Source organism: Rhodanobacteraceae bacterium (genome assembly GCA_024234055.1).
In the GTDB taxonomy this organism is placed as follows: domain Bacteria; phylum Pseudomonadota; class Gammaproteobacteria; order Xanthomonadales; family SZUA-5; genus JADKFD01.
This window is the reverse complement of the sequence record JACKOW010000001.1, coordinates 132,861-146,435: the sequence shown is the minus strand read 5'-3', so window position 1 is coordinate 146,435 and position 13,575 is coordinate 132,861. Positions and strand designations below refer to the sequence as shown.

General features: G+C 65.8%; 13 protein-coding genes and 1 other RNA gene. 8 read left to right on the top strand and 6 right to left on the bottom strand.

All coding sequences use genetic code 11. The features are described 5' to 3' along the window. Positions 1–111: 111 nt before the first annotated feature. Both H7A19_00650 and H7A19_00645 read right to left on the bottom strand, forming a co-directional pair. Positions 112–864 carry a DsbC family protein gene (locus H7A19_00650; GenBank protein ID MCP5473338.1) on the bottom strand — a complete coding sequence of 251 codons (753 nt, stop codon included), beginning with the start codon at positions 862–864 and terminating at the stop codon, positions 112–114. Positions 865–1,539: 675 nt separating this feature from the next. After that, positions 1,540–2,235: a hemolysin III family protein gene (locus H7A19_00645; GenBank protein MCP5473337.1), complete on the bottom strand. Its 696-nt coding sequence runs from the start codon at positions 2,233–2,235 to the stop codon at positions 1,540–1,542. Between the two features lie 223 nt (positions 2,236–2,458). On the opposite strand from H7A19_00645, the gene ribE reads away from it, so the two are divergent. The 7 genes from ribE (at position 2,459) to H7A19_00610 (ending at position 7,856) form a co-directional block, all read left to right on the top strand. Continuing rightward, a complete protein-coding gene (gene ribE, locus H7A19_00640) occupies positions 2,459–2,932 on the top strand; it encodes a 6,7-dimethyl-8-ribityllumazine synthase (GenBank protein MCP5473336.1) in 474 nt (157 codons plus the stop codon). Then, positions 2,926–3,369, top strand: coding sequence for a transcription antitermination factor NusB (gene nusB, locus H7A19_00635; GenBank protein MCP5473335.1), 444 nt, complete (start codon positions 2,926–2,928; stop codon positions 3,367–3,369). Before ribE ends, nusB begins: the two co-directional genes overlap by 7 nt. Positions 3,370–3,374: 5 nt before the next feature. Then, positions 3,375–4,349 carry a thiamine-phosphate kinase gene (gene thiL, locus H7A19_00630; GenBank protein ID MCP5473334.1) on the top strand — a complete coding sequence of 325 codons (975 nt, stop codon included), beginning with the start codon at positions 3,375–3,377 and terminating at the stop codon, positions 4,347–4,349. After that, positions 4,346–4,873 (top strand): phosphatidylglycerophosphatase A, encoded by a 528-nt coding sequence (locus H7A19_00625; GenBank protein MCP5473333.1) that lies wholly within the window; start codon positions 4,346–4,348, stop codon positions 4,871–4,873. Before thiL ends, H7A19_00625 begins: the two co-directional genes overlap by 4 nt. 107 nt (positions 4,874–4,980) lie before the next feature. Then, entirely contained in the window at positions 4,981–5,799 is an 819-nt protein-coding gene (locus H7A19_00620) for an energy transducer TonB (protein ID MCP5473332.1), read from the top strand. A gap of 30 nt (positions 5,800–5,829) precedes the next feature. Next, the gene (locus H7A19_00615) at positions 5,830–6,516 is read left to right on the top strand and encodes a response regulator transcription factor (protein ID MCP5473331.1); all 687 of its coding nucleotides are present in this window, start codon (positions 5,830–5,832) and stop codon (positions 6,514–6,516) included. A gap of 2 nt (positions 6,517–6,518) precedes the next feature. Continuing rightward, positions 6,519–7,856: a HAMP domain-containing histidine kinase gene (locus tag H7A19_00610; protein MCP5473330.1), complete on the top strand. Its 1,338-nt coding sequence runs from the start codon at positions 6,519–6,521 to the stop codon at positions 7,854–7,856. Positions 7,857–8,228: 372 nt separating this feature from the next. On the opposite strand, the gene H7A19_00605 is transcribed toward H7A19_00610, so the two are convergent. The 4 genes from H7A19_00605 to H7A19_00590 form a co-directional block, all read right to left on the bottom strand. Then, a complete protein-coding gene (locus tag H7A19_00605) occupies positions 8,229–9,242 on the bottom strand; it encodes a hypothetical protein (protein ID MCP5473329.1) in 1,014 nt (337 codons plus the stop codon). Further along, positions 9,239–10,279: a hypothetical protein gene (locus H7A19_00600; GenBank protein MCP5473328.1), complete on the bottom strand. Its 1,041-nt coding sequence runs from the start codon at positions 10,277–10,279 to the stop codon at positions 9,239–9,241. Before H7A19_00600 ends, H7A19_00605 begins: the two co-directional genes overlap by 4 nt. A gap of 388 nt (positions 10,280–10,667) precedes the next feature. Continuing rightward, entirely contained in the window at positions 10,668–11,681 is a 1,014-nt protein-coding gene (locus H7A19_00595) for a hypothetical protein (GenBank protein MCP5473327.1), read from the bottom strand. Continuing rightward, complete coding sequence (locus H7A19_00590) at positions 11,678–12,739, bottom strand: hypothetical protein (GenBank protein MCP5473326.1); 1,062 nt, start codon at positions 12,737–12,739, stop codon at positions 11,678–11,680. The genes H7A19_00595 and H7A19_00590 overlap by 4 nt, the downstream gene beginning before the upstream one ends. A gap of 444 nt (positions 12,740–13,183) precedes the next feature. Between H7A19_00590 and rnpB the strand changes: the two genes are divergently transcribed. Beyond that, positions 13,184–13,551, top strand: an RNA gene (rnpB, locus tag H7A19_00585) — RNase P RNA component class A. Positions 13,552–13,575: the final 24 nt, after the last annotated feature.

Sequence of the window (13,575 nt, the reverse complement as noted above, 5' to 3'; positions counted from 1 at the left end):
AGCGCAGTCAGGGCCGGCGGATGATACAGGGCCGGACGCTCGTGCAAGAACCCGCCCTGGTCTGCCGTAGATTTCCGGGCGGCAGCAGCCGCTACCGCCCGGTGTTATGGCTTACTTGCTCTTGTCGGCCTCAGCGGCCACGGCGGCTTCGGCGGCCACCAGACGCTGTTCCAGCTGGTCCGGCGTCACATAGCCAGGGGCCACGTTGCCGTCCGGCAACACCAGGGTCGGCGTGCCGGTCACGCCCAGTTGCTGGCCGAGCTGATACTGCGATTCCACCGGATTGATGCAGGTGGCATTGCCCGGATCTTCGCCAGCCTTGGCCTTGGTCAATGCGCCCTGCTGGTCCTTGCTGCACCAGGCGGCCACCGCCTTGCGGTAGGAATCCGAGCCGACGCCGGCGCGGGGGAACAACATGTACTCGATCTGGATACCGCGATCGTTGTACTCGGCCATGTGCTTGTGCAATTCGCGGCAGTAACCGCAATCGATGTCGGTGAACACCGCCACCTTGTGCTTCACCTCGCCCTTGGGCTTGAAGATGATGCGCTGGCTTTCCGGTGCCTTCGCCAACAGATCCTTGCGCAGTTCCGCTCGACGCTGCTCGGTCAGATCGAGCTTCTGCGGAATGTCGAGGATCATGCCCTGCACCAGATACTTGCCATCGGCCGTGACATAGACCACCTGTCCCGGTACGGTGACCTCGTACAGACCGTCGATCGGCGCAGCACGGATCTCATCGACCCGGATGTCCGGATTCAGCGTTTTCAGCGCCGACCGGATGACATCGTCGGGCTTGTCCTGTGCCGCCACTTGAGCGCTCGCGAGAATGCCCACGGCCGCTACCCAGAACCAATTACGCATCGCTGTCTCCTTGTTGAATGATCTGGCCGGAATTCCGGCCTGAAGCGGAATGACCGTGCTCGCCGGGCAAAGTTCCACCATCGGAAGAATTATTTACATCGGCCGCGAAAGCTGAGCGCGCCCGCGTGAAGGTGTCGTCAAACTCCCGGAATCGGGCCCGGCTGAATTGAGGGCGAGAGGGCGAGAGGGCACGAGGGCACGCAAGATCAAGTGCTCTCGATGAACCCATGTTGCAGGTTGTTGATGCGTCATTGCGAGCCACCTGTGTCGGCCTGAAACTGCCCACGGGCCATGAACCCTCGGCGTCATTGCGAGCGTAGCGAAGCAATCCAGCGGCGTGCGGCGCTACCCTGGATTGCTTCGTCGCTGCGCTCCTCGCAATGACGCATCAACAACTTACGATATGGGTTCATGGAGAGGAGCGCAGCGACGGTTTCGTCCACTGGTAGGAGCGCCCTTGTGGCGCGACCGCTGCTTCGGACGTGCGGCTTGCCGGTCGCGACTCGAGGTCGCTCCTACAGGCGGGTTTGTGGTTCATGGCTCGTGGGCAGTTTCAGGCCGGAACAGGTGGCTCGCAATGAGCCTGCCTTCGCGTGCCCCCGTGCCCTCCTGCCCTCCTGCCCTCGTGCCCTCGTGCCCTCCTGCCCTCGCGCCCCATGCCCTCGCGCCGACCCACTACGAACCCGCCAGCGGCACCGGCGCCAGCACCTGGATCAGTACGGCGGCGAAATGGCAGACGCTGCCGACGATCACAAAGCCGTGCCAGATGGCGTGGGCATAGGGCAGCCGCCGACTCATGTAGAACACCGTGCCCGCGGTGTAGGCGATGCCACCGGCCAGCAGCCAGGCAAAGGCCGATTGCGGCAGCGCCCGCATCACCGGATCGATGGCGATCACCACCAGCCAGCCCATGGCGATGTAGATGCCGGTCGACAGCCACTTGAAGCGCCCGGTGAAGTAGAGCTTGAAGACGATGCCGGCTATGGCCAGACCCCAGATCAGCCCGAACAGGGTCCAGCCCCAGGGCCCGCGCAGGCTGGTCAGGGTGAATGGCGTGTAGGTGCCGGCGATCAGCACATAGATCATGCAGTGATCGAAGATCTTGAGCTTGGCCTTGGTCGGCACATGCGCAACCGCGTGGTACAGCGTCGAGGCCAGGTACAGCAGCAGCAGCGAGGCGCTGTAGACCGAGGCACCGATCACGGCCCAGCGATCACCATAGATCGACGCCAAGGTGATCAAGACCGCACCGGCAGCCAGCGCTACCACGGCGCCGACGCCGTGGGTCAGGGCATTCAGCCATTCCTCCAGATGCAGTCGATCGCCCGCGCCGGTGGGCGCCTGGACTGACTGCGGTGGTTGCTGGCTCATGGCGGGCGCCTCACTGGCAAGACCCGAAGGGTGCGCTTGATCATCCCGAGAGGTCAATCGGCGCAGAGCCCGGGATGGCCTCCTGTTCAGCGGTACGGACGCTTTCAAGCCCTCGTGGGCCGGCGGTGCGTGAACGCCAGCGGGCCCGCTGGCGCGCGCATGCTCGCTGTACCTGCACTCGAACCGATAGACTCTGCGCCCCGTACCTGGATGAATCGATGACATGGAACGCATCGAAGGTGATTTTCGCGCCCCGACCGGGCGCATTGCGCTGCTGGCCTCGCGCTTCAATGAGCTGGTGGTCTCGAAACTGGTGGAAGGAGCGCAGGACGCGCTGCTGCGCCATGGCGTGGATGCCGATCAGCTGACGCTGGTGCGCGTGCCTGGTGCCTTTGAATTGCCGCTGACCGCCGACAAACTGGCGGCCAGTGGCCGCTACGTGGCGATCATCGCGCTCGGCTGCGTGATCCGCGGTGACACCGCGCATTTCGACTATGTGGCCGGCGGCGCCTCCAATGGATTGATGCAGGTGTCGCTGGATCATGGCCTGCCGGTGGGTTTCGGCGTGCTGACGGTGGACAACATGGAGCAGGCGCTGGATCGCGCCGGCGGCAAGTCCGGCAACAAGGGTGCCGACGCGGCGCTGGCCATCATCGAGCAGCTGAACCTGCTGCAGCAGCTGGAGGCGGAATCGTGAAGCCGACCAAGCCCTTTCCCGAGCGTGCCCGTGCCCGCCGCCGTGCGCTGCAGGCGCTGTATCAATGGCAGATCGGTGGCGGCCCCATGCGCCGCATCATCGAGCAGTTCAACGAGGAGCAGGACATGGCCATCGCCGATGGCGCTTACTTCTCGGAGCTGCTGCTCGGCGTCGAAGAGCACCTGGAGACGATCGACGCCACCATCCTGCCTTTCGTCGACCGCGGCATCGAAGAGATCGACGCCATCGAGCGCGCCACGCTGCGATTGGCCACCTTCGAGCTGCTGCATCGTCTCGATGTGCCCTACCGCGTGGTGCTGAACGAGGCCATCGATCTGGCCAAGGATTTCGGCGCCGAGGGCGGTCACACCTACGTCAACGGCGTGCTCGATCGCATCGCCCGCGGCGCCCGTCAGGCAGAGCAACAGGCACGCTGATCGCCGTGGCCGGCGAATTCGATTTCATCGAGTCCCTGCGCCAGCGCGCGCAGCACCATCCCGGGGTGATCCGCGGCATCGGGGACGACGCCGCGCTGCTGGAGTTCGAGCCCGGCGATCACTGCGTGGTCAGCACCGACACGCTGGTCGCGGGCGTGCATTTTCCGCTGGACACCGCACCTTCGGACATCGGCTACAAGACCGCGGCCGTCAATCTCAGTGATCTGGCCGCGATGGGCGCGCGGGCGCGCTTCTGCACCCTGGCGCTGACCCTGCCGAGCATGGACACCGGCTACGCCGCGGCGCTGATCGACGGCCTGCTGGACCTGCTCGACAGCCATGCCGTGGCCTTGGTAGGTGGCGATACCACCCGTGGCCCACTGTCGCTGACGCTGACCGCCATAGGCAGTCTGCCGGCAGGCACGGCCCTGACCCGCGATGGCGCCCGCGCTGGAGACGGTGTGTATGTCAGCGGCAGCCTGGGCGACGCCGCCGCCGGCCTGATGCTGCGCGGCGCCGAGCACGCCAGCGCCGAGGGCGAGCACCGATTGGCGCGCAAGCGCCTGTTGCAGCGCCTGGCCCGCCCCAGCCCGCGACTGGCGCTGGGCATGGCCTTGCGCGGCATTGCCCACAGCTGCATCGATGTTTCCGATGGCCTCGGCGCCGACCTCGGCCATATCTGCCGCGCCAGCGGCCTGGCTGCGGTGCTGGAAAGTGCCAGCCTGCCGGCCTCGCGGGCGCTGACCACCTGGATTACCAATCCGCAGCAGCAGCTGGCACTGCAACTGGCTGGCGACGACTACGAGCTCTGCTTCACCGTACCGCCCGAACGCGAACCGGCGCTGGCTCAGATCGCCAGCGCCACGCACACACCGATCACCCGCATCGGCATTCTGGCCCCGGGCGAGGGCGTGCACTATCTGGACGTAGCCGGAGAACTGATGCCCGCTCCCGCTGGCGGTTACGAGCACTTCCGATGAGCCGCAATGTACGCAGCGAGGCGAAGATTCTGCTGGCCCATCCCTGGGGCTGGATTGCCTGTGGCCTGGGCAGTGGGCTCTCACCTTTCGCCTCGGGAACCACCGGATCGGCCGCCGCGGTGGCGATCTACTGGGCTGCGGGCGCCATGACCTGGCCGCTGTGGCTGCACGCGCTGGTGCTGCTCGCCGGATTTGGCATCGGCGTCGCGGCCGCCAGCTGGGCCTGCGCTTCGCTGGCCACCGATGATGCCGCGCCGATCGTCATCGACGAGTGGGTGGGTCAGTGGCTGACGCTGTGCGCCGGCGCGCTGCTGTGGCCGCCACAACTGCATACGGGCTGGATGCTGCTGGCCGGCTTCCTGCTGTTCCGGCTCAGCGACATCGTCAAACCCTGGCCGGCATCCACGCTCGACCGCGAACTCGGCGGCGGCCTCGGCGCCATGGCCGACGACGCCGTCGCTGGCGTCTATTCGGCGCTGGCCCTGGCGGCGCTGGGGTGGATGCTGGGCTGGGCGGCGGTCTGACAGCACCCCGCACAACGGGGCCCGCACCGCTTGATGGCGGGCCGACCTTAAGCGGCATTAATCCGCAGGCAGGCATGAGGTCAGCGCGCTCTTGCTATCGTTGCCGGATGATCCGATCCGCACCGCCCACCCCACGCCTTTCACGCCGCTGGCGCTGGTGCCTGGCCCTGCTCCTGTGTCTCGCCACCTGGCTGTCGCCAGCGTTTGCCGATGATGAAGCCAACGATGAGGCGCGCTCAGAGCAATACCAGCGCTTTGAAGCCATCGCCGGGCAGTCGCAGGAGTCGGTGCGCTTCTTCCGCGTCTATTACTGGCAACCCATCGACGAGCACAGTCTGGTGCTGTGGCTGGGGCGCGAAGAGCCCTATCTGATCAATCTGCGCGAGCGCTGCTACAACCTGATGAAGCAGCTGACGCTGCGCATCGCCGACTACCAGCGGCCGGGGCGCAACAGCCTGCGGGCCACCTGGTCGCAGATCATCACCGACGACGGCCGCAGCTGCCGCATCGACAGCATCCGGGCGCTGGATTTCGACCGCATCCAGGAGATTGATCCACGCTTCATCCCGCGCAGTCCGGCCAGCGCCAAACGCAGACCGCTGAGCGATATCGCGATCTCGACCAATGGCGATCTGCCGCCGGATGACGGCCGCCGCTGGTTGAATCTGGTCTCGATCAAGATGCCGCAGCCGAACTATCCGCGCTCGGCCTACCGTCGCGGCCGCAGCGGCATCGCCCATGTGGCCGCCGAAGTGGCGCCGGACGGATCGGTGATCTCGACCGAGCTGCTGATCAGCAGCGGCACCGAAGCCCTGGACAAGGCCGCGGTGCGCGCGGTCAAGCAGTGGCGCTTTGAAACCTATCGCAGCGAAGAGCCGGGTGAGCACGTGTGGGTACAGGTACCCATCGTCTTCGCCCTGCCTTGATTCATCATCGGCCACAGGAGCGAACTACGCATGCGCGTCTTGATCGTTGAAGATGACCGCAACACCCGCGAGTTCATCGAACGCGCCCTGCGCGAATCGGGTTATACCGTGGATGCCACCGGCAATGGCCGCGACGGCCTGTTCATGGCCACCACCGAGCCCTTCGATCTGCTGCTGCTCGATCGCATGCTGCCGCAGGTGGACGGCCTCACCGTGCTGCGCACGCTGCGCGCCAGCAAGATCAGCACGCCGGTGCTGATCCTGAGCGCGCTGGGCGATGTCGATGACCGGGTCGAGGGCCTGCGCGCCGGCGGCGACGACTATCTGATCAAGCCCTTCGCGTTGTCGGAGTTGCTGGCGCGGGTGGAAGCGCTGCTGCGCCGGCCGCGCCACGACAGCCCGGCGCAGGACACCGTGCTCAAGGTGCAGGATCTGGAACTCGACCGGCTCAAGCGCACGGTGCGCCGCGGTGAGCGCCGCATCGATCTGCAGCCCAAGGAATTCCAGCTGCTCGAATACCTGATGCGCCACGCCGATCAGGTGGTTACGCGCACCATGCTGCTGGAGGGCGTGTGGGACTACCACTTCGACCCCAAGACCAATGTCATCGATGTGCATGTCTCCAATCTTCGCAACAAGATCGATCGCGGCGAAGACCAGGCCCTGATCCACACGGTACGCGGGGTCGGCTACCGGTTGGGCCCGGACCGCGACTAGCGATGTCCCGAACCGGCCCCGGGCACAGCGCCTTCTTCCGCTTCGCGGTGCTGCTGCCGCTGCTGATCAGTCTGGTGGCCGGACTCATCTTCGTGCCGATCTACCGCGAGGCGGTGGGACATATCGCCAGTGAAGTGCGCTCGGCGATCGAACGCGAAAGCTGGGATCTGGAAGTCGAGTTCCACGAGAACGGCATCGACGGCCTGATCGATGAACTGGACAAGCGCACCGAGCGCGAACTTGATCCGCGCACCATCTACCTGCTGGTCGACAACCGCGACCAGGTGCTGGCGGGCAACCTGGCCCGCTGGCCCGCTGCCGTGCCGCGGCTGGATCACAGCTGGGCCCAGTTCGAAGCCGAAGACGGCGAGCACGCCGAGGGTCAGGTGTTCCAGCTGTTTGGCGGCCGCAGCCTGCTGGTCGGGCGGCGCTCGCCGCTGGCCAGCTTCGACGAACATCTGGCGCTCCAGCTCGGCGTGGCGGTAGTGGCGGTGTTCCTGCTGTCGGCGCTGGCGGCGGCCTGGTTCACCAGCCGCATGCGCAAACGCCTGGCCGGGCTGGCGATGGACGCCGAGGCCATCCGCGGCGGCGATCTCGGCCGCCGCCTGGTGATCTCGCCACGCCACGACGAGATCGACACCCTGGCCGACCGCTTCAATCGCACCTTTGCCGATCTGGAACGACTGGTCGACGGCACCCGTCAGGTCAGTAGTCACCTGGCCCACGATCTGCGGCGGCCACTGCAAGCCGCCCGCCAGCGTCTGGAAGAACTGGCCAACAGCCACTCACTGGATGCCGATGCCGAACAGACCATTCAGGCCAGCATCGGCGAGATCGACACCCTGCTCGCCACCTTTGCCGCGCTGCTGCGCCTGGCACGCCTGCAGGCCGGCGGTTTCGAGCGCAGCGAGCGTCAGATAGCGCTCGATCAGATCGTCGCCGACGCCGTCGAGATGTATCAACCGGTGGCCGCCGATGTCGGCCGCGAAATCCACACAAGCGTGCAGCCGACCAGCCTGCGCGGCGACCGCCACCTGTGGTTCCAGCTGCTCCAGAACCTGATCGAGAACGCTCTCAACCATGGCGCAGGCCAGATCGACATCGAACTCGACCCCAAACAGGGCTTGAGCGTGCGCGACCACGGCCCCGGCGTGAGCCCGGATCAACTGGCCCGCCTGGGCGAGCGCTTCTACCGCGCCGACCCCGCCCGCAGCAGCCCCGGCTTCGGCATCGGCCTGGCGCTGTCACGCGCCATCGCCGAACACCACCACGCCCGCCTCAGCTTCGAGAACGCGAACCCGGGCCTGCGCGCACGGGTCGCGTGGGATGCTGGATCGTAGGTCAGGTTGGCCCGGAGGGACTACCTGACAGTCTGTGCCCAACCCTTGTCGCGCCCATGACAACAGAAGCAGTCAACGCGGAGAGCGCAGAGGGGCGCCGAGAACGCAGAGAAAGGCAGTGAGATCTCTGAATCGATGCACTGGTGCGCATTGTTGCCGTCCAAGAGTTCGGCCACCGATCGCCGCGCCCTCGGGTTTTCGCAAACGGCCTTGGCGGACCCAGGAGGTGGGTCACGTTGACCCGAAGGGTCGACATGAGGGCTCGGCGAGTCATAGCAGAGCCTTCCAGACAAGTCTGGACCTACAGCAGCAACAGCGATCGCGGCTGAAGCCGCTCCCACGGGGGTCTGTGGTCGCGACGCAAGGTCGCTCCTACGGGCCGCCGGGAAGTGGGTTCTTCGGCGGATCAAAGAGCCCGGCAATCTGACCGCTGCGGATGCGTTGCAGTAGCTCGGCGCGCTGGTTTTGCAGTACTTCCATGGTGCGACCGGATGCCCACTGGCGGATGGTGGCTTCCAGATTGGGATACCCGCAGATCCCAAAACGCAGGCAATAGCGGTCCAGGGTTGGGCCGCCGGGCAGACAGTCCAGGCCGAGATCGCAGGCAACCAGGGTCCAGAGTTCGCGACGTACACCCATGCGCTCGGCCATGGTGCGATTGCCGAAGCCGCTCCAGACCATATCGGCATAGCCAATCCGTTCGATCAGTTTCGGGTCGCCGCTGAGCAGCGCGTCGTACATGGCTTGCGCCAGCGTCGGTGCCAGCTGACCTTCCAGACCGGAATTGGTCAGCAAGGCTCTGAGTTCGCCGACCTGCGCCGCCAATGCGGCGTTGGCCCGGCGCTGCTTGCGCCGCTGCTGGTACGCCGCGGCATCATCCGACCAGCGCGGGCAGCCGCGCCCCACGCGACTCACAGCATCGTCAAAGGCCATGCGCTCCATCTGGGCGATTTCCACCGGCAACCAGCGCCATTGGCGCTCGCGCTCGGCGACTTTGGCCGGTGCCTGGGCCAGGCGCACGTATTCACAATCGACCTCGCGCTCGTAGTCGTCCATCGCGGTGCGCGCGGCCTCCAGGCTGAGCCGGGCCGGCGTTTGACTGCCCCCAGTTTCGGACGTCTTTGCCGCCGGGTCCGCCTGCTCTTGTGCGTCTTTCGCCTCGGCTACGGCGTAACTGGCCATGTTCGGGCCCTGCGCGTCTGCCGCGCTTGTCGGATCGACAGCCTTGGCCGCGGCACCAGAATCGACGTCCGCTGCGATTCCCCGGTTCGCGATCACCTCGCCGCCGAACAGCGGCATGCGCTCAAGACGATCGCGCAATCCCAGGGCCAGCAGCACCACCAGCGCCAGAACCAAGACCAAGGGCCCCAGCAATCGACGTCTCATCCGCCCCCCGGTATGTCGGACCCGCGTCCGGAAAGAATCAGTTCGAAGCGACCGGCGCTCCATAGCGTGATGATCTCCTCGGCCTGACGTCGGGCCATCAACACCGCGCGCGGACCCGAATACGACAAGGGCCAATAGGCACCGGCAGCGACCATCTCTCCCGCAGCAATACGCGATTCGGCATAGGCCACAGGGTCGGGCGCGCAGGCTTCATTGAGCAGGCAGGCGGCCATGACGAATCCCAGCCCGTCGTAGGGACTGAGCGGCGCCAACTGATCCGCATAGCGCACCATTTCATCCAGATCGCGTTGGCGCAGCAGTTCCAGAGCGTAGGGCCGAGCGCGCTCTAGAAGCTCCGCCGATGCGGGATCCAGCCCCAGATCAAGGTGCGCCGTGAACCAGGCGCCAGGATGCCCGAGTTGATCAGCGCGCGCCCGCCAGGCAGCGGCCAGATTCGACCATTCCTCCAGCGATTGCGAGCGCCACTGCGCGCAGCGCCGGCCATTGGTCAACAGAAAGGACTTCCATTGCTCAGTCTGCGCGGGGCTGAACCCCGACACCGCCTGCACGTCCAGCTCGTGCGCGGTGAAATCGGTCTTGCCGCCGCCCCATTCGGCTGCCACGCCACATAACCCGTGAAGGTCTGACAGGAGCATCGCCGCATCGGCGTCGCCGGTGTTGGCGCGAGACTGCAACTCGGCGGCATAAGCGGTGAGATTCGGATCGTCGCGGAAACGCTGCCGGTCCTGCTGCCGCATCGCCGCAGGCGCGCGGTGCGGGGCGATGGCGGCTGGCAAGGGCGGCAAGCCGGCTTCCGGCGCGAGCGCCTCGACTGCGGGCTTTTCCTCGGTGTCCGGGGCAGTCTGAGTGGACAGCTCAGCCTCGCTGGTCGAACTGGCCTGCGCCTGGACCTGCAGTGTGCCCTGGGGCCGGCCTGCCACAGACGCGTCGTCGCGAACCGCCATCTGTATGGCTACCACAGCAATCAACAGCGCCAGCACTGCCCACAGTGATTGCTTCTGCCGATAGTCGCGCAAGGACAGCTCCGCCCAAAAGGTGACTCAAGGTGACGCAGTATCACCAAAGCGAGCTGCGCCGTCGATGGCTTTTGCAGATCCCGGCGGGTGCACGCCTTTGGCCGGCGTTCGGCGTGCCGATCAACCGAGTCTGACCAACGGCGAGCATGGTGCGTCGCCTGTTGTGAGACTGGCGCCTTCCCAGTGGGAGCGGCTTCAGCTGCGATGGCTGTTGGCTGGAATGCCGCGAAAGACTTCGGTTTTGATCGAGGAGAAGCGTCCAGACCAGTCTGGACCTACAAAGGCGAGAGCTATCGCGGCTGAAGCCGCTCCCACAGAAGCGACTGACCGCGAGGCTTCGCGCTGAGGGCGATCTGACCGGGCCTGCGGTCGCGACGCAAGGTCGCTCCTACGGGCCGCCGGGAGGTGGGTTCGGCGGCGGATCAAACAGCCCGGCAATCTGACCGCTGCGGATGCGCTGCAGCAGTTCGTCTCGCTGCTGGTCGAGTATGGTCATCAGCACCTCGGGATAGAGCGGACGAATGGCGGCGTCCAGGGTGGGGCTGCCACAGATGCCTGTCCCGCGCAGGCAATGACGGTCCAGCGTTGGACTGCCGGGCAGGCAGTCGAGGCCGAGATCGCAGGCCACCAGCGCCCACAGGAAAGGCCTGTGAATCAAATCCTCGGGCCCGTCCCCGCGTGCGCGGGCGCGCAACCACTGATCAGCCCAGCCGATTTGCGCGATCAACTCGGGGTCGCCGCTGAGCACCGCGTCATATAGCGCATCTGGCAGTTGCTCAATGAACTGCGGGGTAATTGGCCGGATGGCGGTGATCCGCGCGCTCGGATCATTGGCCGCAACTGCGCTGACCAGTTGTGCCTGCCGTTCCTCCTGACGGCGCTTCAGCGCCTCCGGATCATCCTTCCAATGCGGACAACCGCGCCCCAGGCGTCCGGCAGCATCCTCCAGCGCCTGGCGCTCGGCTTGTGCCATGTGCGGGGGCAACCAACGCCACTTGCGCTCGCGTTTGGCCAGCTCTTTGGGTGATCGAGCTGACAAGGCCAACTCGCAATCCAGCTCGCGTCGGCGCTCCTGCATCAGGCTACGGGCGGCGGCGGGACTCAACGTCTGCCTTGGCGTGGCTTTGCCCGCCACGTCCACGGACTCGACGGCCGACTCGTCTTCCGGCGCGGTGTCACCGGGGGCCAGTGCGTAGCTGGCGATATTGGGAGCCTCCTCCGCTGAATCGAAGGTGGCGCGCTCGGCAACCGTTTCAGGGGGTGTCTTGCCCCTGACCAACCAGTCGCTCGCTTGCGTCCAGGTCGATTGGGCCACCCGCAGCAAGGGGCGATAACTGATCAGCAATAGAAGCGCGATCACTACCAGCACGATCGGAGCCAGTCGACGAAAGCTGGCGCTCATCCGCCATCCCCGGGCGAGGGCAAATCCGCAGGCAGGATCAGATCAAAGCGCCCGGCTTGCCAGAGCGACACGATCTCTTCGGCCTGACGTTCGCTGATCCAGAGGTCCCTGGGCCCGAGGAAATTGAGCGTCAGATAGTTGGGGAAGCTCGGGTAGACGCCGGCATCCACGCTGCCGCGCCCGTAGACCAAAGGGTCCGCTGCGCATGGCGCGGTCAACAGGCAGGCGGCCATGACGAAGCCCGAGTACTCATAGGGACTGAGGGGGCTGAGTGTGCTTGCGTATCGAAGCAGGTCCAGCGGGTCGCGCCGCTGCAACAGTTCCAGACCGATCACGCGTCCTCTTTGCCTATCCTCTGGTTTTGGCGTTTCGGCCCAAAGGTAGCGAGCCTCCGCCCACAGTCGCGCCCCGGGATGACCCATCGCCGCGGCTCTCTGCGCCCAGGATTCGGCCAAGCGCGAAACGTTGGCATCCGCAGAGGCTGACCAGTTCGCGCATCGGATCCCGAGCGAGCGCCGAGTGGTCTCGATAGCGAGCAACTGATCCGTGCTGAATCCGACTACCTCGAAAAAGCCACGTTCAAGACGAGTCAGATCTGCGTCGTCACCACCCCATCGCGAGGCGTCATCGCACATGTTGGCCAGATCCGACAGCATCATCGCGGCATCGGCATCACCAGCGTTGGCGCGGCTCTGCAATTCAGCGGCATAGGCGGAAAGATCCGGATCGTCCCGGAAGCGCTCCCGGTCCTGCTGACGCAGCGCAGCAGGCGCCCGGTACGAGGCAATCGCTGCGGGGAAGGGCGGCAAGACGGGTTTTGCCTGCGCTTCGATGACGCTGGCGTCGGCGGCTTCGGTCGCTTCGACCGCAAGGTCTACGCTGGGACGCGATCGTGCAGGCTCGGCTTCATCGGTGAGGGTCGGCGCCGACGCGGCACTCCAGATCGGCATCGCCGCAGAAATATTCTTGAATCCAATCCAGATCAGGGCGGCTGCCGGTACCAGGATCAGCGCCCACAGTCTCAGGCGCACGCGGCGTTGCGGCGGGACTCGCGACATCGGTAGCCTATCCCCGAAGGTGACTCAAGGTTACGCAGTATTGCCAAAGTGAGGCGCGCCGTCGATGGGAATCGCAACTCGCGGAGGGTGCGCGGCGTCGACCGGCGTTCGAGCTGCCGATCATCAGGGGTCGGCCCATAGCGAGCATGGTGCGTCGCCGTGTCACGTAGTCCCTGCGGGACAACGTGACCTACGATGCTCCGGCCAGTTGCCAGAACGGCGCCTTCCCTGTGGGAGCGGCTTCAGCCGCGATGGCTGTTGGCTGGAATGCCGCGAAAGACTTCGGTTTTGATCGAGGAGACGCGTCCAGACAAGTCTGGATCTACAAAGGCGAGAGCTGTCGCGGCAACAGCCGCTCCCGCAGAAGGCAATCGCGGCTGAAGTCGCTCCCACCGTTCGCTCCTGTGGGCGTACAAAACCGCTACACTGCGCGTCCCCGCCGTTCGGCGTTGGTTAAACGGTCGCGGTGTGGGCTCGCAAGAGTGCTGCATCGAGGAAAGTCCGGGCTGCACAGGGCAAGGTGCCAGATAACATCTGGGGGGCGAGAGCTCACGGAAAGTGCAACAGAGAACAGTCCGCCAGCGGCTCGTCGCAAGGCGAGTGCGGGCAAGGGTGAAACGGTGCGGTAAGAGCGCACCGCGTCGGTGGCAACACGCGACGGCTTGGCAAACCCCACCTGCAGCAAGATCGAATAGGGGGAGCATGGCGCGGCCCGCGTCGTCCCCGGGTAGATTGCTTGAGGCTTGCGGTGACGCAAGTCCCAGAGGAATGACCGTTCACGACAGAACCCGGCTTATCGACTGACCCGGGCGGTGGGGACCTTTTAGGGTCGTGTG

Coding starts and splice junctions, on each gene's coding strand:
- H7A19_00650 (MCP5473338.1), bottom strand. CDS start 864: ATGCGTAATTGGTTCTGGGTAGCGGCCGTGGGCATTCTCGCGAGCGCT.
- H7A19_00645 (MCP5473337.1), bottom strand. CDS start 2,235: ATGAGCCAGCAACCACCGCAGTCAGTCCAGGCGCCCACCGGCGCGGGC.
- ribE (MCP5473336.1), top strand. CDS start 2,459: ATGGAACGCATCGAAGGTGATTTTCGCGCCCCGACCGGGCGCATTGCG.
- H7A19_00625 (MCP5473333.1), top strand. CDS start 4,346: ATGAGCCGCAATGTACGCAGCGAGGCGAAGATTCTGCTGGCCCATCCC.
- H7A19_00620 (MCP5473332.1), top strand. CDS start 4,981: ATGATCCGATCCGCACCGCCCACCCCACGCCTTTCACGCCGCTGGCGC.
- H7A19_00615 (MCP5473331.1), top strand. CDS start 5,830: ATGCGCGTCTTGATCGTTGAAGATGACCGCAACACCCGCGAGTTCATC.
- H7A19_00610 (MCP5473330.1), top strand. CDS start 6,519: ATGTCCCGAACCGGCCCCGGGCACAGCGCCTTCTTCCGCTTCGCGGTG.
- H7A19_00605 (MCP5473329.1), bottom strand. CDS start 9,242: ATGAGACGTCGATTGCTGGGGCCCTTGGTCTTGGTTCTGGCGCTGGTG.
- H7A19_00595 (MCP5473327.1), bottom strand. CDS start 11,681: ATGAGCGCCAGCTTTCGTCGACTGGCTCCGATCGTGCTGGTAGTGATC.
- H7A19_00590 (MCP5473326.1), bottom strand. CDS start 12,739: ATGTCGCGAGTCCCGCCGCAACGCCGCGTGCGCCTGAGACTGTGGGCG.